This is a genomic window from Butyrivibrio sp. INlla16 (assembly GCF_900104155.1).
In the GTDB taxonomy this organism is placed as follows: domain Bacteria; phylum Bacillota; class Clostridia; order Lachnospirales; family Lachnospiraceae; genus Butyrivibrio.
In genome coordinates this window covers 1-25,180 of record NZ_FMYB01000052.1, presented here as the reverse complement: position 1 = coordinate 25,180, position 25,180 = coordinate 1, and the positions used below count along the sequence as shown (strand labels likewise).

At 36.8% G+C, this 25,180-nt stretch carries 25 protein-coding genes and 1 tRNA gene; 24 read left to right on the top strand and 2 right to left on the bottom strand.

All coding sequences use genetic code 11. From position 1 onward, the window contains the following. Nucleotides 1–278, top strand: a 278-nt coding sequence (locus tag BLR42_RS18350) for a transposase (protein WP_139165207.1), incomplete at its 5' end; no start/stop codon positions are given. 305 nt (nt 279–583) lie between these two features. Here the strand turns inward: BLR42_RS18350 and dnaA are convergent. Continuing rightward, nucleotides 584–1,975, bottom strand: a complete 1,392-nt coding sequence (dnaA, locus tag BLR42_RS18345) for a chromosomal replication initiator protein DnaA (protein ID WP_022761794.1) — start codon at nt 1,973–1,975, stop codon at nt 584–586. Between the two features lie 486 nt (nt 1,976–2,461). Between dnaA and rpmH the strand changes: the two genes are divergently transcribed. From rpmH to BLR42_RS18230, 23 genes are all read left to right on the top strand, one after another. Next, complete coding sequence (gene rpmH, locus BLR42_RS18340; protein WP_022761795.1) at nt 2,462–2,596, top strand: 50S ribosomal protein L34; 135 nt, start codon at nt 2,462–2,464, stop codon at nt 2,594–2,596. 119 nt (nt 2,597–2,715) lie between these two features. Further along, nucleotides 2,716–3,093 carry a ribonuclease P protein component gene (gene rnpA / locus BLR42_RS18335; protein ID WP_091872298.1) on the top strand — a complete coding sequence of 126 codons (378 nt, stop codon included), beginning with the start codon at nt 2,716–2,718 and terminating at the stop codon, nt 3,091–3,093. Further along, on the top strand, nt 3,065–3,274 hold the full coding sequence (gene yidD, locus BLR42_RS18330; protein WP_091872297.1) for a membrane protein insertion efficiency factor YidD: 210 nt from the start codon (nt 3,065–3,067) through the stop codon (nt 3,272–3,274). The genes rnpA and yidD overlap by 29 nt, the downstream gene beginning before the upstream one ends. Before the next feature lie 17 nt (nt 3,275–3,291). Beyond that, nucleotides 3,292–4,584, top strand: a complete 1,293-nt coding sequence (locus tag BLR42_RS18325; RefSeq protein ID WP_091872294.1) for a YidC/Oxa1 family membrane protein insertase — start codon at nt 3,292–3,294, stop codon at nt 4,582–4,584. A gap of 14 nt (nt 4,585–4,598) precedes the next feature. After that, complete coding sequence (gene jag, locus BLR42_RS18320; RefSeq protein ID WP_026498408.1) at nt 4,599–5,390, top strand: RNA-binding cell elongation regulator Jag/EloR; 792 nt, start codon at nt 4,599–4,601, stop codon at nt 5,388–5,390. A gap of 76 nt (nt 5,391–5,466) precedes the next feature. Then, nucleotides 5,467–6,864 carry a tRNA uridine-5-carboxymethylaminomethyl(34) synthesis GTPase MnmE gene (gene mnmE / locus BLR42_RS18315; protein WP_091872292.1) on the top strand — a complete coding sequence of 466 codons (1,398 nt, stop codon included), beginning with the start codon at nt 5,467–5,469 and terminating at the stop codon, nt 6,862–6,864. 3 nt (nt 6,865–6,867) lie between these two features. After that, a complete protein-coding gene (mnmG, locus tag BLR42_RS18310) occupies nt 6,868–8,790 on the top strand; it encodes a tRNA uridine-5-carboxymethylaminomethyl(34) synthesis enzyme MnmG (protein ID WP_091872289.1) in 1,923 nt (640 codons plus the stop codon). Between the two features lie 56 nt (nt 8,791–8,846). After that, nucleotides 8,847–9,584 carry a 16S rRNA (guanine(527)-N(7))-methyltransferase RsmG gene (rsmG, locus tag BLR42_RS18305; RefSeq protein WP_091872287.1) on the top strand — a complete coding sequence of 246 codons (738 nt, stop codon included), beginning with the start codon at nt 8,847–8,849 and terminating at the stop codon, nt 9,582–9,584. Nucleotides 9,585–9,868: 284 nt separating this feature from the next. Beyond that, on the top strand, nt 9,869–10,633 hold the full coding sequence (locus BLR42_RS18300; protein WP_091872284.1) for a ParA family protein: 765 nt from the start codon (nt 9,869–9,871) through the stop codon (nt 10,631–10,633). A 68-nt stretch (nt 10,634–10,701) separates the two neighbouring features. Next, nucleotides 10,702–11,592 carry a ParB/RepB/Spo0J family partition protein gene (locus tag BLR42_RS18295; protein WP_091872282.1) on the top strand — a complete coding sequence of 297 codons (891 nt, stop codon included), beginning with the start codon at nt 10,702–10,704 and terminating at the stop codon, nt 11,590–11,592. A gap of 10 nt (nt 11,593–11,602) precedes the next feature. Continuing rightward, entirely contained in the window at nt 11,603–12,115 is a 513-nt protein-coding gene (locus BLR42_RS18290) for a DUF4446 family protein (protein ID WP_091872279.1), read from the top strand. Nucleotides 12,116–12,157: 42 nt separating this feature from the next. Then, nucleotides 12,158–13,444 (top strand): serine--tRNA ligase, encoded by a 1,287-nt coding sequence (gene serS / locus BLR42_RS18285; RefSeq protein WP_022761806.1) that lies wholly within the window; start codon nt 12,158–12,160, stop codon nt 13,442–13,444. A 64-nt stretch (nt 13,445–13,508) separates the two neighbouring features. Continuing rightward, nucleotides 13,509–14,393 carry a DUF3881 family protein gene (locus BLR42_RS18280; RefSeq protein WP_091872277.1) on the top strand — a complete coding sequence of 295 codons (885 nt, stop codon included), beginning with the start codon at nt 13,509–13,511 and terminating at the stop codon, nt 14,391–14,393. A gap of 86 nt (nt 14,394–14,479) precedes the next feature. Then, nucleotides 14,480–15,550 carry a sensor domain-containing diguanylate cyclase gene (locus BLR42_RS18275; protein WP_170832870.1) on the top strand — a complete coding sequence of 357 codons (1,071 nt, stop codon included), beginning with the start codon at nt 14,480–14,482 and terminating at the stop codon, nt 15,548–15,550. Between the two features lie 9 nt (nt 15,551–15,559). Further along, nucleotides 15,560–16,375, top strand: a complete 816-nt coding sequence (locus BLR42_RS18270) for an MBL fold metallo-hydrolase (protein WP_091872272.1) — start codon at nt 15,560–15,562, stop codon at nt 16,373–16,375. A gap of 31 nt (nt 16,376–16,406) precedes the next feature. After that, nucleotides 16,407–18,563, top strand: a complete 2,157-nt coding sequence (locus BLR42_RS18265; protein WP_091872269.1) for an InlB B-repeat-containing protein — start codon at nt 16,407–16,409, stop codon at nt 18,561–18,563. Between the two features lie 6 nt (nt 18,564–18,569). Then, entirely contained in the window at nt 18,570–19,676 is a 1,107-nt protein-coding gene (locus BLR42_RS18260; RefSeq protein ID WP_091872268.1) for an NHL domain-containing protein, read from the top strand. After that, the gene (locus BLR42_RS18255) at nt 19,657–21,462 is read left to right on the top strand and encodes a CHASE2 domain-containing protein (protein ID WP_170832869.1); all 1,806 of its coding nucleotides are present in this window, start codon (nt 19,657–19,659) and stop codon (nt 21,460–21,462) included. Before BLR42_RS18260 ends, BLR42_RS18255 begins: the two co-directional genes overlap by 20 nt. 43 nt (nt 21,463–21,505) lie before the next feature. Continuing rightward, nucleotides 21,506–22,309: an FRG domain-containing protein gene (locus BLR42_RS18250; RefSeq protein ID WP_022761813.1), complete on the top strand. Its 804-nt coding sequence runs from the start codon at nt 21,506–21,508 to the stop codon at nt 22,307–22,309. A 50-nt stretch (nt 22,310–22,359) separates the two neighbouring features. Then, a tRNA-Arg gene (locus BLR42_RS18245) sits at nt 22,360–22,433 on the top strand. Nucleotides 22,434–22,507: 74 nt separating this feature from the next. Further along, complete coding sequence (locus BLR42_RS18240) at nt 22,508–22,825, top strand: DUF3795 domain-containing protein (protein ID WP_091872262.1); 318 nt, start codon at nt 22,508–22,510, stop codon at nt 22,823–22,825. Then, nucleotides 22,818–24,017, top strand: coding sequence for a methyltransferase domain-containing protein (locus BLR42_RS18235; protein ID WP_170832868.1), 1,200 nt, complete (start codon nt 22,818–22,820; stop codon nt 24,015–24,017). The genes BLR42_RS18240 and BLR42_RS18235 overlap by 8 nt, the downstream gene beginning before the upstream one ends. Nucleotides 24,018–24,102: 85 nt before the next feature. After that, nucleotides 24,103–24,597, top strand: a complete 495-nt coding sequence (locus BLR42_RS18230) for an NUDIX domain-containing protein (protein ID WP_091872257.1) — start codon at nt 24,103–24,105, stop codon at nt 24,595–24,597. A 136-nt stretch (nt 24,598–24,733) separates the two neighbouring features. Here BLR42_RS18230 and BLR42_RS18225 read toward each other — a convergent pair whose 3' ends face one another. Next, complete coding sequence (locus BLR42_RS18225) at nt 24,734–25,069, bottom strand: hypothetical protein (protein WP_091872255.1); 336 nt, start codon at nt 25,067–25,069, stop codon at nt 24,734–24,736. Nucleotides 25,070–25,180 lie beyond the last annotated feature (111 nt).

Sequence of the window (25,180 nt, the reverse complement as noted above, 5' to 3'; positions counted from 1 at the left end):
GCGAACTTATCGCATGGGTCAAATGGGCAAGGCACTGTAGGATCCCGGTGTTTGTGGAGCTGCAGAGAAAGATCATGCGCCACAAGGATCATATCCTTAACACTATCGAGCTTGGTGTGACCAATGCCCGCATTGAGGCAACCAACAACAAGATAAAATTGCTTATCCGGAAGGCGTATGGATTCAGGGACGTAGACAGTATGATCGATATGGTTTTGCTATACTGTTCTGACCTGAAAATACCGTTACCAAATCGCAACCGTGTAAAGTACGCTTAAGCCGCATGGCATGAGGACTTCAGCGTATTTAACTAACCACACTCATGCCAGAAGAGCCTAAATTAATAATATTTAATAATATAAATAATAATAGGTGTTGATATGTGGAAATCCCTATCTATTATACAATTTATCTGGCTTATTTACAAATTTTTAATAGTTGATAAATAAAAATTTAATGTTGAAAAGTAAATTGTTGTACACAAGCCAAATTTTGCGATTTGAGACTATAAAATAGTTTTCCACTCCTATCCTCAGTTTATAAACAATTTATAAAGTATTTATAAACTGAGTTATCCACTTTATCACACTGAAGGGTTTAGTTTCTTATTAATAATATCAAGGTTTCTTCTTAGATCTTCATCCACTGATAAAAGATCCTTTATCTTATTGATACCGCTCATTACAGTAGTATGATCTTTTTTTCCCAAGGATTTTCCTATCTCTTCAAGCGGAGAATCTGTAAGTTCTCTGGCAAGATACATAGCAATCTGTCTTGGAAGAACAATTTCTTTATTTCTTTTCTTTGAAGCGATGTCTTCCTGCTTAACTCCGTATTGTTCACAAACAGTACTTATAATAAGAGGAATTGTTATAACCTTGGATACATCGGGATAAATAATATCCTTAAGAGCTTCTTTTGCATTGTCCAAAGTAATCTCTACATTATTTAAACGTGAAAAGGCGATTATTTTGTTATAAGCACCTTCAAGTTCTCTGATGTTAGATTTGATATTGGTAGCAATGTATTCAAATATCTCATCGTCAATATGTTTTGAATAGCTTTCCGCATTCTTTTTAAGGATTGCCATTCTTGTTTCATAATCGGGAGCCTGAATATCTGAAATGAGTCCCATCTCGAATCTGGATCTGAATCTTTCTTCAAGAGTCTCCATTTCCTTCGGAGGTTTATCTGATGAAATAATGATCTGCTTACCGGACTGATGGAGTACATTGAAGGTGTGGAAAAATTCTTCCTGAGTACTTTCTTTTCCTATAATAAACTGAACATCATCAACCATCAGAACATCAACTGTGCGATATTTATCACGAAGTCTGCTCATTGCTTCAGCTTTACCACTTCTGATAGATTCAATAACTTCATTTGTAAATTGCTCTGAAGTAACATATAAAACCTTAAAATTAGGATGGTTTTCAATAATGAAATGTCCGATTGCATGCATAAGGTGAGTCTTACCAAGACCGGGTCCTCCGTAAAGGAAAAGAGGATTATAAGCTTCTCCCGGTGATTCAGCTACTGCAAGAGATGCATTGTAAGCAAATCTGTTATTTCCACCTACTACATATGTATCAAAAATGTATTTTGAATTAAGTCCTGAAAATTCGTAGTTGTTCTGATTTATTTTAGTCTCATTTTCATTTTTTGAAGTAGTTTCTTCATTATTAATATGAGCATCTTTTTCCAAAAGAAATTCTATCTCAACATTTTCATTTAGAAACTCAGAGAGAGTTACCTTAAAGAATTTCTGATATTTTCTCTCTATATAACTTAAAAAGTTGGTATCATCAAAGGGGATTAGAATGATAACAGTACCGTTATCATATTTATAAAATGACAGGGGCTTGATCCAGGTATCAAAAGAAATAGCTGTCATACCAAGCTCCACTCTGATTTCTTCTTTCAGGCTTTCAAAATTATCAGCCAGTTTTTGTGTTATTTCTGTAGCTTTTTCCATAACTTTCTCCCATTGTAAGTTTAGAGTTTATTTTATCCTATGGAAAAATAAATATCAAACAGGCAAAAATTGTGGATAACTTTTTATAAAAAAATTTTTCATGATAATAATAATCATGCATAGAGTGGAAAAGTGGAAAAGTAGTTATTAATTATTAACTTCATTAAAGGCGCATGATTACTGGATTTTTTACTATTGTGATTTTTTTATCGGAAATGTTTTCCACATTTAATCCACATTTTGTGGATAAAAAAAATAAATTTACAGATAATAACAATTTATCCACAAAATCAACATTTAGATGTGGATAACTTTTTTTTACACCATATGTTGATTCATTTTTTTTTAAACTTTTTTATAAGTTATCCACAATATTTTTTTTACTTGACGGAAATGCTTAATTTTATTATAATAACAACGATTTTTTCTGATTCAGACAATTATTTTATTTGCTAAATAGATAGTAAAAGGAGGTGTATTTCGACTATGAAGAGAACTTATCAGCCGCATAAGCTTCAGAGAGCTCGTGTTCACGGCTTTAGAGCAAGAATGGCAACTAAGGGAGGCAGAAAGGTACTTGCTGCCAGAAGACTTAAGGGTAGAAAGAAAATATCTGCATAATAAGGACCACATAATGTTGTGGTCTTGTTACGCGAATGTGCATAGATGCATATTCGCGTATTTTCATATTTCTACGAATTATGTTGCTCAAAGAAGAGCACATTAAATGGATTGATTAAATGCAAAAAACAGAAAGTTTAAAAAAGACTGCTGATTTTCAGCTTGTTTATAAAACCGGTAAAAGCTACGCAGATAAGAATATTGTTGTTTATCTCAGAGAGAATCAAACCGATATGAACAGACTCGGAATTTCAGTTAGCAAAAAAGTTGGGAACAGTATTGTAAGGCACAGGTTTGCAAGACTAGTTCGAGAAGTTTACCGACTACACGAAAATATATTTAATAGTGGTTTAGATATAGTAGTCGTGGCCAGATCCCGTGTAAAGGATGCAAGTTATTTTGATATTGAAAAATCCTTTTTATATTTGGCCGGAAAGTCTCATCTAAGAAAAAATGATGAGGTGCAAGATGAAGAAAATACTGATATTACTGATTAAACTATATCAAAAGTATGTTTCTCCAATGAAGAGAACAAAATGTCCGTATATTCCGACTTGTTCGCAGTACGGATTAGAAGCAATAGAAAAATACGGTGCTATTAAAGGAAGTTTGCTTGCTGCCTGGAGAATTTTAAGATGTAATCCTTTTTCCAGCGGTGGTTATGATCCTGTACCGTAAGTATCGGAGGGTTGGTTTTGAACATTGTTGCGTTAACACAGTACCAGGGAAAAATTGTCGGTCCTATCGCATGGGTCCTTGGTCACATAATGAATTGGATTTTCATAGTTCTTGATAAGATTGGTATTCCAAGTACCGGTCTTGCTATTATTTTATTTACTATTATAATGTATCTTTTTCTTATGCCGCTTACTTATAAGCAGCAGAAGTTTTCTAAGCTTCAGGCCAGAATGAATCCTGAGCTCCAGGCTATTCAGGCTAAGTACAAAGGAAAAAAAGATAATGATTCCATGCTTGCTCAGCAGGAAGAGATAAAAGCTCTTTATGCTAAGTATGGTGTTTCACAGACAGGTAGCTGTGTTCAGCTTCTTATTCAGCTTCCTATAATGGTTGCTCTTTATCGTGTAATTTATTCAATGCCTGCATATGTAGGTCAGATTAAGGATTCTTTCTATCCTTTAGTAGAACAACTCAGAAATACTGCAGGTGCAAGTGATTTCCTGCAGACTCTTTCAAGTGCTTCACAGTATTCAAAGCAGTTTAAGGCAGATGCATTTTTATCAGGTGATGTATCTCATATTGAGAATACATTTATTGATGTCCTTTATAAAGCATCTTCTGCTGATTGGGCTTCACTTACTGAAAAATTCGGCAATCTTTCTGATTCAATAACAAGTACTCATACATTACTTAATAAGTACAATAGCTTTTTAGGTCTTAATATAGGTGATTCACCTACTTTCATGGTTCAGAATGCATGGCATAATAAGTCATTCGGATTATTTATTGTTGCTCTTATTATTCCTGTTCTTTCATGTCTTACACAGTGGATAAGTATTAAACTTATGCCTCAGCCTGCACAGCAGTCTAACGACCCTAATGATCAGGCAGCTCAGATGGCAAATTCCATGAAGACAATGAACATGATGATGCCTTTGATGTCTTTGTTCTTTACATTTTCATTCCCTGCCGGTCTTGGTATTTACTGGATTGCAGGTGCTGTAGTACGTACAATTCAGCAGATATTCATTAACAAGCATATTGATAAGATGGACATAGATGCTGAGATTGCAAAGAATACTGAAAAGTATAATAAAAAGCTTGAGGAAATGAAATCTACTCCTCAGATGAATCGCTTTGCAAATGTGAATACAAGAACAATGAATTCTTATACTTCAACTCGTTCTGAACAGGAGAAGGAAGAGGGGTTGAAAAAAGCTAACGATATTTATCAATCAGGTAAGGCTAACAAAAAGAGTCTTCTTGCCAGAGCAAATATGGTTAAAGAATTTGATCAGAAGAATAATTGATAGGGGATAAAAAAATGGAATATATCGAGATTTCAAAAAAGACTGTTGATGAGTGCATAACAGAAGCATGTGCACAGCTTATGGTAACAAGCGACAATCTTGAATATGAAGTAATTTCTACAGGATCCACAGGATTTCTTGGTTTAAATGTTAAACCTGCTGTAATAAGAGCAAGAGTAAAGAGTGCTTCTGAAGAAAAAGCGCAGGAAGTAAAAGAAACAGTTGAAGAGAAGAAAGTAGAAGTTAAAAAAGAAGAAAAGCCTAAGAAAAAAGAAGTTAAGGAAGAAAAAGCTCCTGAAGTTAAGAAGGAAGAAAAAACAGAAGAAAAACAGATTTCTTATGTTTATGATCATGAATTTATTAACAGAGCTAAGGAATTCCTTGCAAATGTTTTTGGCGCAATGAACATGAAGGTTACTGTTGATGCCAAGTATAATGAGACAGATAAAGTTCTTGAAGTTGAACTTTCCGGAGATGAGATGGGTGTTCTTATCGGTAAGAGAGGACAGACACTCGATTCTCTTCAGTATCTTATTTCTCTTGTTGTAAACAGAGGCAGTGAAGATTATATTCATGTTAAGGTAGATACAGAAAATTACAGAAGCAGAAGAAAAGCAACTCTTGAGAATCTTGCTAAGAACATTGCTTACAAGGTTCGTAAAAACAGACAGTCAGTTTCACTCGAGCCTATGAATCCTTATGAAAGAAGAATTATTCATTCGGCTCTTCAGGCTGATAAGTATGTAACAACTCACAGTGAAGGTGAGGAACCTTTTAGAAGAGTTGTTGTAACTCTTAAGAAATAATTTGTATGCTTAGAGCTGCCATTGAATTTAAAATAATTTCAATTGGCAGCTCTTGTTGCATTTTGAGGATAATAATATGTTCTTCAAGGAAGATACTATTTGTGCAATAGCCACTGCCATGATAGATGCAGGTATAGGTATTATAAGAATTAGTGGTGAAGAGGCACTTAGCATAGCAAGTAAATTGTATGTTGATACAAAGGGGAATCATTCTTTATTAAATAAAGATTCTCATACGATAAGCTATGGTTTTATTGTTGATGAGAATGAAAATAAAGTTGATGAAGTAATGATTTCATTAATGAAAGCACCCAGAAGCTATACCAAAGAGGATGTAGTTGAAATCAATTCTCATGGTGGACGACTTATTATGGAATCCATTTTGAATCTTCTTATAAAAAATGGATGCAGACTTGCCGAACCCGGTGAGTTTACAAAGCGAGCTTTTTTGAATGGTAGAATTGATCTTACAAGAGCAGAGGCTGTAATGGATCTCATCCATGCTCAAAATGAATTTTCAATGAAAAATTCAGAGAGACAGCTTGGTGGAATTCTTTTTAATAAAATCGAGGATATAAGAAAAGAAATTATTTATGAAATGGCATACATTGAATCTGCTATAGATGATCCTGAAAATTATGATCTGACTGGATATGATGAAAGATTAAAAGTAAAGAATGAAGACTGGATTAGTCGTCTCAATTATCTGATAAACACTTCCGAAGAAGGTATTATTAGAAAAGAGGGTATAAAAACAGTTATTATAGGAAAGCCAAATGCCGGAAAGTCATCTCTATTAAATAAACTTGCCGGTGAAGAAAAGGCAATCGTAACTGATATAGAAGGAACTACAAGAGATATTATAGAAGAAACTATTAGACTTGATGATATTGTTTTAAGAGTTCTTGATACAGCAGGCATAAGAGATACAGATGATAAAGTAGAAAAGATTGGTGTAGAGAGGGCTGTACAGTCAGCGCAAAGTGCAGATCTTATTTTGTATATTATTGATTCTACAGACGATGAAATATCCGACGATGAAAGAATATCAGAACTTATAAAAAATAATCATGTAATTGTATTATTAAATAAAAATGACATCAGTGACAGAATTTCTATACTGGAAAATGATATTCATAACATATACGGAGATAATATTCCTGTCATAAAAACTTCTATGGTGGATGATACCGGAATTGAAGACTTAAAGAAAATTATTACTGATATGTTCTTTAATGGGAACATAATTCCCAAAGAAGAAATATATATTACAAACATTAGACAAAAGGAAGCATTATTAAATACATGTGACAGTTTGAAAAAAGTTCAGTCAAGTATCGAAGCATCAATGTCAGAAGACTTTTATTCAATTGACCTTATGAATGCTTATTCTTTCTTAGGGGAAATAATCGGACAAGAAGTTGATGATGATCTTGTTGAAGAAATTTTTTCAAAATTCTGTATGGGTAAATAAAAAATGATAGTTGATAATTATGATGTGATAGTAATAGGTGGAGGACATGCCGGATGTGAGGCAGGACTTGCAGCTGCAAGACTGGGATTAAAGACAATTATCTTCACTTTAAGTGTTGATAATATTGCTTTCATGCCCTGTAATCCTCATATAGGTGGTTCTTCGAAAGGACATCTTGTTCGTGAGATTGATGCTCTTGGTGGTGAGATGGGAAAAAACATTGATAAGACCTATCTTCAATCCAAAATGCTTAATAAGTCTAAGGGTCCAGCAATACATTCATTACGTGCTCAGGCGGATAAGCTTGAATACTCAAAATCTATGAGAATGATTTTGCAGGCTCAGAAAAATCTTACTGTAAAGCAGGCTGAGATAGAAGAACTCCTTTATGATGACATTTCTACTGATAAAGACTTAATTGAAGAAGGTTACGAAAAAAAGATTTCCGGAGTAAAAACAGTAACTGGTCTTATTTATAAAAGTAAGGCAGTAGTATTATGCACTGGAACATATCTTAAAAGCAGATGTCTTTGCGGTGAGTCTATTTCATATACAGGTCCTAATGGATTACAGCCTTCTAATCTTTTATCACAATCACTTATTGATGGTGGTGTTGAACTCAGAAGATTTAAAACAGGTACTCCTGCAAGAATGGATGGAAATACAATAGATTATTCCAAAATGGAAATTCAGACAGGTGATACACCGGTAGTTCCTTTTTCATTTGATACAAATCCTGATGATATACAAAAGGGACAGCATTATTGTTATCTCACATATACAAATGAAAAAACACATGAAATTATACGAAATAACATAGATAGATCACCTATTTATGCTGGCATTATAGAAGGAATAGGTCCTAGGTATTGCCCTTCAATAGAAGACAAAGTTGTAAAATTTCCAGACAAGATAAGACATCAGGTTTTTATAGAACCGGAAGGAACACATACAAATGAGATGTATGTTGATGGTATGTCTTCTTCTATGCCGGAAGATGTTCAGATACAAATGTACAGATCTGTACCGGGACTTGAAAATTGTGTAATTGTAAAAAACGCTTATGCAATTGAATATGATTGTTTATGCTCGGGACAACTTTATCCTACTCTTGAAATAAAGAAAATAAGAGGTCTTTTTAGTGCTGGTCAGTTTAACGGAAGTAGTGGCTATGAAGAAGCTGCAGCTCAGGGTTTGTTTGCCGGTATAAATGCATGTATGCAAATTTTAGGAAAACCATATCTTTCTATAGACAGATCCGAAGGCTATATAGGTGTTCTTGTCGATGACATTGTTACAAAGGATAATCTTGAACCTTACAGAATGATGACTTCAAGAGCTGAATATAGATTACTGCTCAGGCAGGATAACGCAGATATCAGACTTAGAAAAAAAGGCTATGAAGTTGGTCTTATTTCCGAAGAAAAATATAAAGCACTTTTGTTAAAAGAAGAACTCATTAAAAATGAGACAGAGAGATTAAAAGAACTCAAGGTTGGTGCTTCAAAGGATGTTCAGGATTTTATGGACAGACTTGATTCACCCAGACTTAAGACTGCAGCATCTATAGCTGAACTTATATGCAGACCGGAGCTGAATTATTACAATATTGCAGAACTTGATCCGGAAAGGCCCAAACTTAGTAAGGATGTTATAGAACAAGTTGAAATAAATATTAAGTATGAAGGCTATATTGAGAGACAACAGAGGCAGGTAGATAAATTCAAGAAAATGGAAAATAAAAAGATTCCTGCTGACATCGATTATAACGATGTAATAAGTCTACGTCTTGAAGCACGTGCTAACCTTAAAAAATTCAAACCTGTTAATGTGGGTCAGGCATCAAGAATTAGTGGAGTAAATCCTGCGGATATTTCTGTATTATTAGTTTACCTTGAAAACTACAGAAAAAATTCAAACCACTAATTCTGCTAATTGTTTCACGTGAAACACAATATATGGTTATTTGAAAGGATTATTTTATGAATCACAATTTTGATTCTATGATAAAAGACTTTAATAGTTTAAATATTAAATTATCTGATAAGCAGATAAAACAATTTGAAGATTATTATGAACTTCTTGTTGATTGGAATAATAAAATTAATCTTACTGCAATAACCGAATTTGATGATGTTTGTAAGTTACACTTTGTTGACTCTGTAGCATCATCAAAATATTTTGATTTTTCAAAAAAAGCATTATCTTTAATTGATGTTGGTACCGGAGCTGGATTTCCCGGTATCGTTTTAAAGATAGTATTTCCTAAATTGAATGTTACATTACTAGATTCACTTCAAAAGCGAATTACATTTCTTGATACAGTAATAGATAGTTTAAACTTAAATAAAACAGGATCTATTAAAACTGTTCATGGAAGGGCAGAAGATTATTCGGATTCAAAAAATGGAGAGTTAAGAGAAAAATTTGATATTGCAGTTTCAAGAGCAGTAGCTGGATTATCTACGCTTTGCGAATATGATCTTCCATATGTGAAAGTTGGAGGATCTTTCATTGCATACAAAAGTGATAAAGGTCTAGAAGAAGTAGCTGATGCAAAAAATGCCATTTTTCTTTTAGGCGGCAAGACAAAACTTGTAGAAGAATTCTGTCTTCCTGATACTGATATTAAGAGAACGATATGCATTATAGATAAAGTTCAAAAGACTTCTTCAAAGTATCCAAGAAAAGCAGGTACTCCTCAAAAGAAACCATTATAAACATAAATATATTTATAATACAATATATTGTATTGCAGATTTGAGAGACAACTATTTGTTTCACGTGAAACATTTTTATATGAAAATTTATTTCCACAATAAATAGTTTCACGTGAAACATAGAGACCCAATATATAGTAAAAAAATCACGTGAAACATTAATTAGATGAATATTGTATGAAAAATAAAGATAATTTACATTATAATTTTGAAACTGTGTCAGAAAAACTGTGCTATAATTTAAAAGTTGATTAAGAAAGAAAACTGAAGAGGGAGAGAAAAGTATGGGACGTGCGATTGCGATTGCAAACCAAAAAGGTGGCGTGGGTAAGACAACAACATCAATTAATCTGTCGGCAACTCTTGCTGAAAAAGGAAAAAAAGTATTAGTCATCGATACAGATCCTCAGGGTAATACTACAAGTGGATTTGGTCTTAATAAAAATCAATTAGAGAATACAATATATGAATTACTTATTGGTGATTGCAAGGTAGATGATGCACTATATATAAATGTTGTAGATGGCATAGATATAATTCCTTCCAATGTAAATCTCGCAGCTGTTGAGATTGAACTGATAGATATGGAAGAAAAGGAATTTATTTTGAGGAAAGCAATTGAGAAAATAAGAGATCATTACGACTTTATTATTATTGATTGCCCTCCTTCACTTAGCATGCTCACAATCAATGCAATGACAACAGCAGATACAGTACTTGTTCCCATTCAATGTGAGTATTATGCTCTGGAAGGATTAAGTCAGTTAGTTCACACAGTTAATCTGGTGAAAGAGAGATTGAATAATTCTCTGCAGATGGAGGGAGTTATATTTACAATGTATGACTCAAGAACTAATCTCTCAATGCAGGTAGTTGAAAATGTTAAGGATCATATTTCCGAAAATGTTTATAAGACAATCATCCCGAGAAATATTCGATTAGCAGAAGCACCCAGCTATGGACTTCCAATCAATCTTTATGATACAAAGTCTGCCGGAGCAGAAGCATACAGACTCCTTGCGGATGAAGTAATCGGAAGAAAATTTTAATTTAACTACAACATAATGTATCACGTGAAATATAAGATACATTATATATAGATAGAAAGAGGTAAAAGATGGCACCGAAAAATACCAAGAGAGGTTTAGGTAAAGGTCTTGATGCACTGATTGCTCCGGCACCTGCATCTAAGAAAAAAGTTGAAGCTGATAATGAAGAAGGACAGGTAGTAATTGTAAATATTACTAAAGTTGAACCAAATAGAGATCAGCCCAGAAAAACATTTGATGAAGATAAATTATTAGAACTTTCAGATTCCATTAAACAACATGGAATTATAAATCCTCTGATAGTTCAGGATAGAAAAGATCATTATGAAATAATCGGTGGTGAGAGAAGATGGCGTGCAGCTAAGAAGGCAGGACTTAAAGAAGTTCCGGTCATTATTAAAAATCTCACAGAGCAAGAAATTGCCGAATATGCTCTTATCGATAATATTCAAAGAGATGATCTTAATCCTATCGATGAAGCTTTTGCATATAAAAAGCTTATAGATGACTTTGGCTATACACAGGATGTTGTTGCTGAAAAAGTATCTAAGAGCAGAGTTGCCATTACTAACTCACTTAGACTTTTGAAACTCTGTGAAGAAGTTCGTCAGATGGTAATAGACGGTAAACTTTCAACCGGTCATGCCAGAGCACTTATTTCAATAGAAAATAAGGAAGAACAATTAAAAATCGCCGAGCAAATCTTTGATCAAAAGATGAGTGTAAGAGACACAGAAAAGCTTGTTAAGAATCTTGGTAAAGAACCTAAGAAAAAGAAAGAAATAAATAAGCTTAATTCAAGTGTCGAATCTGCATACAGAGAACTCGAAGAAAAATGTACACAGGCTATCGGAACAAAGGTATCAATATCACCTAAGGGAGATGGAACCGGTAAAATTGAAATCGAGTTTTACAGTACAGATGATCTTGAAAAAATAACAGAAAAACTTTACAGGTAGGAGTGGCAATATGAACAGTAATCTTTTTGACCAGTTAGGACTAAAAATAGATATTGCTTATATACTTTTGGCACTGCTTGTGATTATAATAGTGCTGCTAATAATTGTTATAATTCAGGGTAATAAGATAAAAGCAATTAAGAATCAAATTTCAAGATTCATGAAGGGAAAGGAAGCAGCTTCCCTTGAAGATGAAATAGTAGCTTTATTTGAAGAAAATCAAGTTATCAGAAAAACGACAGAAAAGAATCAAAAAGACATAAATAGATTATATGATCGTTTGGCTTCATGTTTCCAAAAGGTCGGAATAATCAAGTATGATGCTTTCAACCAAATGGGTGGACAGCTTTCATATTCAATAGCTCTTCTGGATGAAGATAACAATGGTTTCTTATTAAATTCTGTACACAGTACAGATGGTTGCTACTCATACTCCAAGGAAATAGTAAACGGAAAATGCAAACTGGAACTTGGAGATGAAGAACAGATTGCTTTAAACGAAGCAATAGAATATGGAAAATAATAATCTGCGATTAACTGCAGAATAATAAAAGGGGAAAATAAAATGATAGATATTAAATTCTTAAGAGAAAATCCTGATGTAGTAAAAGAAAACATTAAAAAGAAATTCCAGGATGAAAAACTCCCGCTTGTTGATGAAGTTATAGAACTCGACAATGAGAGAAGAAAGAATCAGCAGGAAGCAGATGATCTTCGTGCAAGCAGAAACAAGATTTCCAAGGAAATTGGAGCATTGATGGCTCAGGGTAAGAAAGAGGAAGCTGAAGCGAAAAAGGCAGAGGTTGCTGCTAATGCAAAGAGACTTGCAGACCTTGAAGAAAATCAGAAAATTGTTGATGATAAAGTTTTAAAAATCATGATGGTCATTCCTCAGATTATTGATGAGAGTGTTCCGATTGGTAAGGACGATTCAGAAAATGTCGAGATAGAAAAGTTCGGTGAGCCTGTGGTTCCGGATTTTGAAATTCCTTATCACACAGATATTATGGAGAGATTTAACGGAATCGATTTTGATGCTGCAAGAAGAGTTGCAGGAAACGGTTTCTATTACCTCATGGGAGATATAGCAAGACTTCACTCAGCTGTTATTTCTTATGCAAGAGACTTCATGATTGACAGAGGATTTACTTATTGCATTCCTCCTTTCATGATTCATGGAAATGTTGTTGAAGGTGTTATGAGTTTCCCTGAGATGGAAGCTATGATGTATAAGATTGAAGGCGAAGATCTTTACCTTATCGGAACAAGTGAACACTCAATGATCGGAAAATTCAAGGAACAGCAGATTGAAGAGGCAGACCTTCCTCAGACCCTTACAAGCTATTCACCTTGCTTCAGAAAAGAAAAAGGTGCTCATGGTATAGAGGAGAGAGGCGTATATAGAATTCATCAGTTTGAGAAACAGGAGATGATCGTTGTATGTAAGCCTGAAGAATCAAAAATGTGGTATGACAAGCTTTGGCAGAACACAGTTGATCTTTTCCGCTCCATGGATATTCCGGTTCGTACACTTGAGTGCTGTTCAGGTGATCTTGCGGATCTTAAATGCAAGTCCTGTGACGTAGAGGCATGGTCACCGAGACAGAAGAAGTACTTCGAAGTTGGAAGCTGCTCTAACCTTGGAGATGCTCAGGCTAGAAGACTGAAAATCAGAATCAAGGGTAAGGATGGAAATTACCTTGCTCACACACTTAACAATACAGTAGTGGCACCTCCGCGTATGCTTATTGCATTTCTTGAGAACAATCTCAATGCAGACGGATCTGTTAATGTGCCTGTAGCACTCAGACCTTATATGGGCGGCAAGGAAAAACTTATACCTGTAAAATAAATTTAGAAAAATATAACCTTCATACATGAGAAAAAATTGAAGGTATGGAAAGGAGGTGAAATCCATGCATAATTACCTAAGAGCAATCGGTTTTGAAAATTTCAAAAGCAGAGACGATATTCAGCAGCTTATAGCTATGACTGTTCAGCAGGCTGATTCAAGGTCCTATGTAACTAAGGACGGCGAAAAATTATTGGGAGAATTCTGCAAGGATTTCGCCGACGGAATCGGAATTTGCGTCTGCGGAGAATTTAATGAGCAGGACAAATTCCTTTATGACTATTATTATCCATATGTCAGAGGAACCCGCATCACTACTGAGGAAGACATAACCGTATCCAGACACGCAAGCAGAGAATCCTATGCTGGAGTTTGTGATGACCTTAGAGTAGGAGTAACTGTTATTTTTTATCTGCAGAACATGATTCCTTATATCAAGGTTCAGAATGAAAACAGATTCCCCATAAGAGGAACTACGCTTACGATGTCAGCCCTTTCTCTTAAAGGAACTATAATGATGCCTATCGCCAAAACCGATAGTGATAAAAGTTTTGCAAAAAAGAGAACCAGGGAAAGAGAAAAGCTGATGCATAAAGCCAGAAAAGGCGATGAAACAGCTATGGAGACTCTTTCCATAGATGATATGGATACCTATAGTGCTCTTTCCAAGCAGATAAAGACAACTGACATCTATACTCTTGTTGATAACTATTTCATGCCTCACGGTGTTGAATGTGATCAGTACAATGTTATGGGAGAAATCATGGAATGCCATGAAGAAACCAATTCCCTGACAGGACAGACACTTGAGATTATGACTATCAACTGCAATGAGCTTATATTTGATGTTTGTATAAATAAAAAGGATCTTCTGGGCGAACCCATGCCGGGAAGAAGATTCAAAGGAACCATCTGGATGCAGGGATTTGTCAATTATCCTGATGCATAAGATGTAGTATATAATTTATTACCTCATAAGAATATGGTAAAATGTTTTTGTAGCATGGTTTTTGTTGCATTATGAGGGATAATAATATGAATAGTGATAAAAGTGATCAAAGTGCACTTTTTAACAGAACTCTCGATATTACACAGGATTTGTATAATAAGATGAGTACAGCAGAAGCAGAAGGAGGATGGAACGACCATTTCGGACTGTTCTCTATTTTTGCTGAGCTTGGAAGAACACTTGTAGAAGCAGACAGATGCAGCTTTTGGAAATGGGATAAGATTAATCATAAGCTGATAACCAATGCTGCTGTTGGCACAGATCAGATCATCATCGATGAGAACACAGGTCTTGTGGGACGTGCCATCAGAGAGAAAAAACCAATCGTAACAAATGATCCGTACAATTGTCCGGATTTCAATTCTTCAGTGGATAAATCCACAGGATATACCACAAAATCAATTCTAGTAATTCCCTGTTTTAATTGCAAAGGAGAAATGATAGGCGCTTATCAGGCTATAAATAAGCTTGATGACAAGGGCTTTGATCTTGAACATGATGTCAGAAGACTATCTCTGGCAGCAGTTGTTTGTGGGATTACTCTTGAGGCGGATACCTTCCTCGATGACTCGCAGACAGATAAGCTGACAAAGCTTAGAAATCGTATGGGTCTTCATAGCGATTATAAATCTAAATATCTCAAACTCATGCAGAGGCCTGACGATGATAAAGTAACTGTTTCAGTAATTATGTGTGACATCGACCACTTCAAAAGGGTAAATGATACTTACGGACATAATGCGGGAGATGCCGTACTGGAGCACGTTGCGAAGAATTTAAGAGAAAGTGTCAGAGAATCAGATACTGTTTACAGATGGGGAGGAGAGGAATTCATCATTTTCCTTGCTAAGGCAGATCTTGATCAGAGTGCATTTGTAGCAGAGAGAATCAGGAAAAGAATCGAAGCTTCAGTATGTACCTTTGAAGGAACTGATATCAAAATTACCATGAGTTTTGGCTGTGCTGAAATGGATCCGGCAGTACCTGTAGAAGATAATATCAAGGTTGCAGATACCAGATTGTATATTGCCAAGGAAACAGGTCGAAATCAGGTTATCAAGGAAACGATAGAAGGCTATGAGAAGGTAGACTCATAAGGGGAAAATATGGGGGAAAAAATTTTTTCAGTTACCATTCTTGGTGCAAGGGGTTCTATTCCTGTAAGTGGAAAGGAATATAACTTGTACGGTGGTGAAACTTCATGTTATATGGTTGAACTTGGAAAACAGGTTATTTTTCTGGATGCCGGAACCGGAATAATTAATGCGCCTGATTTAAAGGATAAGGATAATGTTTATATTATTCTTTCTCATCCGCATCTTGACCACATAATCGGACTTCCTTTTTTTCCGGAATTATCCAAAAAGGATAAGACAATAACACTATTCGGAAAAAGATTAAAAGAAAAATCAATTGAACATCAAATAGAAAAGGCATTTTCAAAGCCCTACTGGCCACTTACCATTGCGGAATATCCTTCCAATATAATTTATAAGGACCTTGAAATTCCTCTTGAATTGCAAAACGGAGAAGAAAAGATACTTGTAGAAGCAGCTGAAGTAAATCATCCTGGTGGATGTCTTTCATTCAAGATTACCTATATGGGGAAAAAGCTTGTTTATATAACTGACTGCGAGCTGCAATCAAAACCGGAAAGTAATTTAATTGATTATGCAAAAGACGCAGATTTAATACTCTTTGATGCTCAGTATACAGAAAAAGAGTATGAAACAAAAAAAGGATTCGGTCATTCGACTTTAAAGATGGCTAAAGAGTTTAAAGAACTTACGAACTCTAAGAAAATGATTCTTATTCACCACGATCCGAAGCATAATGACAGTGAGCTCAAAAAAATGGAGGACAGTTTAAAAGAAACTGACATTAGCTACGCAAAAAAAGGAATGAAAATAGATATTTTATGAAAGAAGTTTTTGGGGAGGTAAAAATTTCACTATGAAATCTACCGGAGAAAGAATATTAGTTTTTGCAATGTGTTTGAGCATTGCCATGACAGCTATTTTTGCAGGGCATAAAGTTATGGCTGAGGAAGCGGTTGCATCCACAATCAGAATGACAAAAACTGAGGGAGAAGTAAAAGTAACCGACAGTTCGGGGACAGAGCTCAAGACCACCGATAACATGAGACTATTTAACGGTAATCATGTTGGCACTGATAAGGCAAGCTATGCCTATTTTAATCTTGATGATAAAAAGGCTGTAAAGCTTGATGCCATAAGCGAAACGGAAATACATAAAAAGGGTGATAATCTTGAGGTCCTTGTATTATCGGGGAACATGTATTTTAATGTCTCTGAAAAACTGAAAGGCGGACAAAACGTGAATGTTCGCACCTCAAACATGGTGATGGGTATCAGAGGAACCATCATTCAAACCAGGCAAAACGGTGATACAACAGAAATTGTCTTCATCGATGGAAATGGAGAGGGTGAAACCAGCGATGGACAGCATATAGAGGCAGGACCCGGTGAAAAGGTTACTGTACAAGGCGACCAGGACGGAAGTGTGAAAATTAATACTGATAAAGCCACTATCGAAGATTTAGGAGGTTTTGTCTGGATTGAGATTGCAAATGATCCTGATGCCAGAGATAAAGCGGAAGGTGCCGGTTTTGACACAGAAGGAGTAACTCCTGAGTCCGCAAAAGATAGACAAAATAAGGAAGAACAAGCGAATTCAGATTTACAGGACAAAGTAAATAAGAATAAAGAAGACCAGGATAATAATTCAAATAATGATACATATTGGGGCGGAAATTCTACACAGGCACAAACTGTTACTAATACAAACACACCTCCCCAGGCAGTAACACCTCAGGGACAGGGGAATACTGTACAACCTGAAACCCCGCAGGAGCCGGCAATACCAGAAAATACTAACCCGGTTGTCGAGCAGCCTTCCGAAGAAGATCCTCCTGCTGAAAATAATGATGGAGGAAGTCAGCAGAAAAAGAAGTATAAGATTACGCTAAATTTCGATAGTGATGACGGAAAAGTAAAGTCAACGGTATCTGAGGCAGAAGAGGGAAAGAGTGTAACAATAAAAGTTAGTCCTAAGGATGGATATAAGGTTAAGAGCGTATCTTCTAAGCAGGTGGACTTAGAAGAAGATGATGGAAAATATACGTTTGATATGCCTGCTAAGGATGTAACAATAACGGTTAAATTTGAAAAGGTGGAGGAGGATACACCTCAGCCTGAACCTGAACCAGAGCCGACTAAGTACACAGTTACAACAGAATGTGATACCAGCCAGGGAAGCATTAGTATCAGTCCTTCAGGGGAACTTACAGCAGGAACTTCGGTTACAGCAACGGCCGTTCCGAATGAGGGATATTCCCTTGATTCAATGACTATTACAAATACATCAGATAACAGTGCAGTTACAGCATCCGGAGATGGAAATACAAAATCATTCACGATGCCGGAAGGAAATGTAAAGGTTAGCGCTATATTTAAACTTAATACCTATGATATTGCAACTTCTGTGAGCGGTGCAGATGCTTCGTTTGTGAGTGTACTGGTAAACGGAGAGGCAGCAACCAGTGCAGCCTACGGACAGAAAGTTACAGTCAGAGTAAAGATGGATGATAATTATTATCCTAAAACAATAAGTGTTAACGGCAATTCAGAAGCAGCGACCTATGTCAGTGCAAACACGGGAGAAGAACCTTGGACTCTTGATTATGAATTTACTATGGGTACTGCTAATGCTCAGGTGGATGTAACATATGTTACTCCTACAGCAATTACAGGTTATGACAGTGACGGATGGATGATGAGTGTTACTTCAATAAAGGGTGATGTGAAATTTAGTACGAATGATCATGAAGGAAGCATTTTTGTAGGCACCACAATGGATGAAGAATTGGATCCTATGACTGATACTTTGCTAATTATTTTTCCTGGAGCTACTCTAACGATCGGAGAACGCACTACAATAAAAGTCGGCTCTAATGCAAGTATTATCAATTATGGAACAATAAAATGCATAGTAAGTATGGAAACGGAAGAATGGAATGGCTCCATTGTTGAAGCAGGGGGACAAATTATAAATCGTGGAAATGGAGCTATAGTTAACGCAGAGGAGTAAAGCAGTATGAAAAAAGTAAATTCATTACGAAGAATAATGAGCATGCTAGGTAGCATCTTCATTACTGTGCTCATTATCGGAGGCTGCGGAACAAAGAGCAGTGACGTCACATCTGATACCGCCCAGGAAGGCGCAGTAGATGCAAGGGGAGAAGTAGAGCAAAAAGAAAAAGCTCCTGAGCAGAATCTGGAGAAATCATCAGAGACTGTTGATGAGAAGAGTGTAGATAAGGATGAAAAAGGCTATCTTGAAAATGAGAAATTTAAGCCTTGTACAATTTTCATTGATGGTGATGACTTTATCATATCCGATACCTATTATGATGCAGTTTGGAAATATGATGAGGAAGAATTCTCTAAGATTGCTGGAGCTGACAGCGTAGAGGATATATATGGAGTGCCGCTTGGCGGATACAATGACGGAAAAGTTGAGGAAGCTTTGTTCACTGATCCTTTTGAGATAACAAAATTCAAGGATGGGTACGCAGTTTCCGATACAAAAAACGATGTTGTAAGGTACATACATGATGGAATAGTTGAGACACTAAATGCAGCTATCTCCCCAGGTGGCAAGGAAAAGCTTTGTGAGTTTAATAATCCTACAGGACTTGCAACTGATAATGATGGAAACCTTTATGTATCAAATACCGGAGAAGGAGAAATTATCAGAATTACAGGTGACGGAAAAGCGGATAAGGTTCTTGTTAATCTGAATGAGCCTATGGGACTGTACATTTTTGATGGATTTCTGTACATAGCTGAGACAGGAGCAAACCGTATAGTGAAGGCTTCCATAAAGGAAGATAAGGCCGGAGTAATCGAAGAAGTTGCAGGAAGCGGAGAAGAAGGAATGAAGGACGGCGATGCAAAAGAGGCACTTTTCTCATCTCCGAAAACACTTTTTGTAACAGAAGACGGATCAGTTTATGTGGCAGATACAGTTAATTCCGCAATCAGATGTATAAAAGATGGAGAGGTTTCAACTGTTGTAGAAGGAAATACCGGAGAGATAACTGCTTATCCTGTAACACCTACAGGTCTTTGCATAAAGGATAATATGCTTTACGTTTGCGACAATTTCAATGGTAAAATCTATGAACTTGAAATGGAATAAGTACGGCAAATATTTAATAGCATTACTAATTTCAATTATCTTTGTTTTAATCTCCATAAGCGGGATTACAGATTCCGCAGACGGAGTTGTTTCTGATGCGCTCTACCAGAAAAAGATAGCAACCGATGGACAAATAGTTGTTGTCGGAATTGATCAGAAAGCACTTGATGCTTTGGGACCTTTTCCCTGGCCCAGGAGCGTAATTGCCGATTGTGTCAGTTACTTAAACAGTGTACAGGAAAAACCTGCCGTAATCGGACTTGATATTTTATATGTCGGAGAAAGTGCAGACCCTGACGCTGATGAGTATCTGGCTGCAGTTTGTGAAAATGGCCAAAACGTAGTTGTGGCTTCCGTAGCAACCTTCGGAAGCGAACTTCAGATTGAAGACGCCGGCTTCTATATGGATGAGAGAGCTGTGCTCGCTTTTGATGAACCCTATGATCAGTTAAAGGCAGCAGCGGGCTATGGCCACATAAACACCATGGCTGACAGCGACAGTATCATCCGTCATGGAATCTTATATGTGGATGTTCCGGGAGAAGGGAAGGTATACTCCTTTTCCAGAACAATCTATGAAAAATTCTGTGAAAACAACGGAATAGAGAAAAATCCTCTTCCAAAGGAAAATGACGGCTTTTTCTATATCCCCTATTTTACAAATGCCGGGGGCTACTATGATTTTATCTCTGTAGCGGATCTGTATTATGGTGAAGTTGATCCTGAGTTTTTCTCCGGAAAGGCCGTTCTTATAGGACCTTACGCAGCAGGACTTCAGGATGAATACAGAACAGCCATTGATCATGCAGCTCCTACCTATGGAGTGGAAATACAGGCCAATCTTGTGGATTTTTTCAGAAGAGGCTTTTATCCGTCAGAGGCATCACGAAATGTTCAGCTGATAATTCTATTTATCCTATGCATAGTCATGTGTCTGTTTTTCTATGATAGAAATGTAATCCCATCTATTATCGGAGAAGTACTGGTATGCGGCGGGTATATCTTACTTTGCCTTCTTCTTTATAAGACATCGGGTATTGTTCTGCATGTTTTGTGGATACCGCTTTTTGTATCAATATTATTCATCGGTTCAGTTGCGATAAACTATATTAAGGCTGCAAGAGAAAGAAAAAAGGTCACGAATACTTTCGGAAAATATGTAGACCCGGCAGTTATGAAGCAGCTTCTTGAACAGGGAGAGAGTGCCCTCGAGCTTGGAGGAAAGACTTACGACATAGCGGTTCTTTTTGTGGATGTAAGAGGCTTTACAACCATGAGTGAGGCGCTGGATCCACCTACAGTCGTAGAAATAATAAATCAGTATCTGACGCTGACAACAGAGTGCATAATGAAAAACCACGGAACGTTGGACAAGTTTGTCGGAGATTGTACTATGGCCTTCTGGAATGCGCCGGTTGCACAGGACGACGCAGTTTATATGGCTTGCCGTGCGGCAATGGACATGGTTGAAGGATCAATAGCCCTTGGTGAAAAATTGAATGAGAGATTTGGAAGAAGTGTATCCTTCGGAATAGGAGTTAATTACGGACCTGCGGTTGTAGGTAATATCGGAGCACCACTCAGAATGGACTACACTGCCATAGGCGATACCGTTAATACGGCAGCGAGACTTGAAGCCAACGCGCCGGGAGGTAAAATCCTGATATCAAGAGCAGTTGCCGACATACTTGGAGACAGGGCTGAGGTAACATCTCTTGGAGACAGTATTAAATTAAAAGGAAAAGCTGAAGGGTTTGAGATACTTACCCTGGATGTGCTGAAATAATTTTTTGGAAAAAAGAGCTGGCATAAAACTTGTGAGGTGACAGATGATCAATACTGTAAGAATTGATAACATGGATTCACTTTTCCGAATGATATCAGAGCAGGAATACAGGGATGACCTTGGAAGGCACAGGAATCTTTTTGTGTACAGAGGACAGCCCGATGCGGATTTTGAACTGGTAACAAGTCTTATGAGAAACTGCAAGGACAAGAGAAGAGAGCTCGAGCCTTGTATATTAAGGAATTTTACTAAGTATGCTGCTATAGAGGAACCATCGATAGAAAGATCCATATGGAGACAGATGATATTCGGGCAGCATCACGGACTTCCCACAAGGCTCCTTGACTGGTCGTTCTCACCTCTGATCGCACTTCACTTTTCCACAGCTGAAGGGGACATGGATCAGATGGATATGCATGACAGTGCAGTTTGGAGAATAGATATCCATGAGCTTCATGATCTTCTTCCCGAAAAATACAGGCAGGAATCCAAGCGAGTTAACAATACTGTTTTCTCGGTTGATATGATGCAGGATGTATGCGACAGCTTGGATCAGTATGATAAGGATATGGGGAACCAATCGATGGTAGTTATAGAGCCGCCTTCAGTTGACAGGCGCATAGTTAATCAGTATTCTTTCTTTTCCGTGATTCCAAGTGACATGGAGGATATCGAAGGCTTTCTTAATAAAAATACCTCCAACACTTATAAGTATGTATTGGACAAAAAACTACGCTGGCAGGTCAGGGACATGCTGGACCATCAGAACATTTCGGAAAGAATTGTTTATCCGGGACTGGACGGTCTTTCACGCTGGCTTGGAAGACACTACTTCGTGAAGTCTTGAAGTTAGCTGACGGCTATGATACTATATTTTAGTGCGAAAAAAGCATAAGTGTTCTCGTAGCTCAGCTGGATAGAGCGTCCGCCTCCTAAGCGGAAGGTCGTGTGTTCGAATCACATCGGGAACGTTTAAATTTGAGGAGTCTGTATTACAGGCTCCTTTAGTTTTATCTGAGAACCATGGGATGGGAGATAAGAAGTTATGATAGATTTTACAACCATAACCGCTTGCGGTGAGTGCTGCGTTGGATGTGAGAAAAAGATAAAATGTATATGTCCGGGTTGCATTGAGGCAGAAGGGCGCGTGCCTGAATGGGCCGGATCAGGAATATGCAAGGTCTATGCCTGCTGCAAAGAACACAATGCACAGTTCTGCGGTTTATGTGACGAGTTCCCCTGCGATAATCTTCCACAGATGATTTCCTGGAATCCGAATATTGTGGAGCATCTTACGAAATTGAGAGATGAATACAAGACTGCGAACCGGCGCTCAGAAAGGTTATTTATACATAATGGCTGAAGCATACATTGGATTTAAAGGTCGAAATAATTCATCATCGATGCTGGTAAATGCATTGTCGCAGAAGCACTATCTGCTGACAAATTCTTTTGATGGATTAAAAAAAGATATTGATATGCTTCCTGCAGAGTATGATGTGGTATATTTCTTTGGAGTGGACAAGAATCTGACCAACACATTTCGCATCGAGCAATGTTCAGAAAAGGATGGCACACATCTGACTTCTAATCTTGACCTTAAGACTATATCTGATCGCTTTTCAGCCGCTGGAATTAAAAGTACAATATCGAAAACACCGACTCATTATCTTTGCAATGAGGCATATTGGCATTTGCTTAAAAAATACCAGGGGAGAGCAGTGCTGATTCATATTCCAACTATAAAGAATTTTAACGAAATATTTGAAAAAATAACAATAAGTAAAGGCACCAATAAAGATTGGGGAATGGAAAAAGAATACTTACATAGCACAAGAAACAATCTGTGGAATAATGATTACTTTGAGTTTCTTGTAAAGTCTGTATGGAAGATAGACCATCCCGTAAGAATTATAGATTTTGGTTGTGGATATGGATATCTGGCACAGATGATGTTGCCATTAGTTCCGAAAGGGAGCACTTATAAAGGAATCGATATATCTGAAGAGCTCATTGCAGAAGCGCAGAATTTATTTTCTGATTGTAGTGCGCAGATTTCCTTCGAAGTGACAGATTTAAATGATTATGAGCCTGCTGCGGAATATGACATCGTTATATGCCAGGCTGTTTTGCGACATCTTAACAATCCTGAAGACATCCTTAAAAAAATGATTGGGTCTGTAAAGGAGAATGGCCTGGTAATATGCATTGAACCAAGCAGACGCCTGGAAAATGCCGGTATTTTTGCAGACAATGAAGCTTATGATCCATTTGAAAACGATGAATTTTTAAAACAAAAGTGGCTTTATGAGGAAAAATCCGGTGGAAGAGATTACCAAATTGGTATGAGAATTCCGGTGATTATGGAAAAACTGGGTTTAAAGGGCATTGGAGTCAGAATCAATGATTATGTTGATTTCATAAGTGCAGGCAGTGAAGATTTAGAATCAGAGAAAAGAAGGTTTACAAAAGATCATGGCATGGACGACAAATATTTGGAATCTGAGAATTTCATTGCTGCCAGGTGCCATGTGATTTCTTTTGGCTACAAATAAGGAAACATTAGTAGAACTATAATATTGACCTTGCCCTAAGGGTACCCTCTATTATTTGTATATAGTAATAATGTGGGAGGTTGCCGTGCTTTTTAAATACTGTGCTGAATGCGGACATGAACTTGAGGATATAAAATGCGGGGATGATGATTGCAAGATATGTCCTTCCTGCAAGCGAATTTATGGAAGAAATCCTATTCCGGTTGTTGAAGTTTTGGTTGTAAATGAGTTTAACGAGATTCTTCTTTTGAAGCAGAATTATATTTCTGAGGATAAGTGGACAGTCGTATCGGGATATATGGTTGAGGGAGAGACCATAGAAGAGGCTGTGGCAAGGGAAGTAAAAGAAGAAACCGGACAGATAGTTACGAAGTGCCGGTATGTGTCCAGTTATTATTTTGAGCCAAAGCAGCTTATCATGATAGGTTTCATTGCTTATGTAAAGAAGGCGGAATTTGCTGAATCTGTCGAGGTGGATGACCATAAATGGTATAGAATAGATGAAGTGGATGATGTAATAGCCAGAGTAAATAATTGTTCCGAAATGCATTTTGATAAGTGCAGAGATTATCTGCAATAAGAGTGTTTAGGGGAAATGCGATAAAAACTTTTTAAGGACAGACAGGATCATTATGAGTAATATTACTGAAACTTCGCAGTTACAAAACTGCGGTTGAACCTTGATAATTCAATAAAAATTGGCAATTAAGTACCAATCATGCTGCCTGAAGATGACGCTGCATGGATGGTGTAAGTGCAGATACAAACTTGTCTACCATTAAAGATATTTTTTCTTCATCGAGATCAAATTCTTCTATCATCATGTTTGAGAAAATCTCCATAATGATGTTAATAGCATAGATGAATGTTACATCGGCCACCTCATCCATGAAGTATGCAAACAACTCGCCTAAAGTTCGAGGATCTTCTGATTCGCGATTTTCTACTGCAAGCATCATGTATCGAGTAAATACGATTGCAACATGCGCTGTCATAGCATCATAAGAAAGAGACTTACATTCTTTTGCCAGCTTGAGATAGCTTTTACACATCTTGAAGAAAACCTCTATCTGCCATATGCCGATATTTTAGAAATGCCGATATGTCGTTGATGTAATCCTGTGCCTGACTTAATGCCAGGCACAGAGAATAGAGTATCGGCA

Coding starts and splice junctions, on each gene's coding strand:
- BLR42_RS18270 (WP_091872272.1), top strand. CDS start 15,560: ATGGGGGAAAAAATTTTTTCAGTTACCATTCTTGGTGCAAGGGGTTCT.
- mnmE (WP_091872292.1), top strand. CDS start 5,467: ATGTTCTTCAAGGAAGATACTATTTGTGCAATAGCCACTGCCATGATA.
- rsmG (WP_091872287.1), top strand. CDS start 8,847: ATGAATCACAATTTTGATTCTATGATAAAAGACTTTAATAGTTTAAAT.
- serS (WP_022761806.1), top strand. CDS start 12,158: ATGATAGATATTAAATTCTTAAGAGAAAATCCTGATGTAGTAAAAGAA.
- dnaA (WP_022761794.1), bottom strand. CDS start 1,975: ATGGAAAAAGCTACAGAAATAACACAAAAACTGGCTGATAATTTTGAA.
- rpmH (WP_022761795.1), top strand. CDS start 2,462: ATGAAGAGAACTTATCAGCCGCATAAGCTTCAGAGAGCTCGTGTTCAC.
- BLR42_RS18255 (WP_170832869.1), top strand. CDS start 19,657: ATGAACTTGAAATGGAATAAGTACGGCAAATATTTAATAGCATTACTA.
- BLR42_RS18280 (WP_091872277.1), top strand. CDS start 13,509: ATGCATAATTACCTAAGAGCAATCGGTTTTGAAAATTTCAAAAGCAGA.
- jag (WP_026498408.1), top strand. CDS start 4,599: ATGGAATATATCGAGATTTCAAAAAAGACTGTTGATGAGTGCATAACA.
- BLR42_RS18295 (WP_091872282.1), top strand. CDS start 10,702: ATGGCACCGAAAAATACCAAGAGAGGTTTAGGTAAAGGTCTTGATGCA.
- BLR42_RS18240 (WP_091872262.1), top strand. CDS start 22,508: ATGATAGATTTTACAACCATAACCGCTTGCGGTGAGTGCTGCGTTGGA.
- mnmG (WP_091872289.1), top strand. CDS start 6,868: ATGATAGTTGATAATTATGATGTGATAGTAATAGGTGGAGGACATGCC.
- yidD (WP_091872297.1), top strand. CDS start 3,065: ATGAAGAAAATACTGATATTACTGATTAAACTATATCAAAAGTATGTT.
- BLR42_RS18235 (WP_170832868.1), top strand. CDS start 22,818: ATGGCTGAAGCATACATTGGATTTAAAGGTCGAAATAATTCATCATCG.
- BLR42_RS18225 (WP_091872255.1), bottom strand. CDS start 25,069: ATGTGTAAAAGCTATCTCAAGCTGGCAAAAGAATGTAAGTCTCTTTCT.
- BLR42_RS18250 (WP_022761813.1), top strand. CDS start 21,506: ATGATCAATACTGTAAGAATTGATAACATGGATTCACTTTTCCGAATG.
- rnpA (WP_091872298.1), top strand. CDS start 2,716: ATGCAAAAAACAGAAAGTTTAAAAAAGACTGCTGATTTTCAGCTTGTT.
- BLR42_RS18260 (WP_091872268.1), top strand. CDS start 18,570: ATGAAAAAAGTAAATTCATTACGAAGAATAATGAGCATGCTAGGTAGC.
- BLR42_RS18265 (WP_091872269.1), top strand. CDS start 16,407: ATGAAATCTACCGGAGAAAGAATATTAGTTTTTGCAATGTGTTTGAGC.
- BLR42_RS18275 (WP_170832870.1), top strand. CDS start 14,480: ATGAATAGTGATAAAAGTGATCAAAGTGCACTTTTTAACAGAACTCTC.
- BLR42_RS18290 (WP_091872279.1), top strand. CDS start 11,603: ATGAACAGTAATCTTTTTGACCAGTTAGGACTAAAAATAGATATTGCT.
- BLR42_RS18300 (WP_091872284.1), top strand. CDS start 9,869: ATGGGACGTGCGATTGCGATTGCAAACCAAAAAGGTGGCGTGGGTAAG.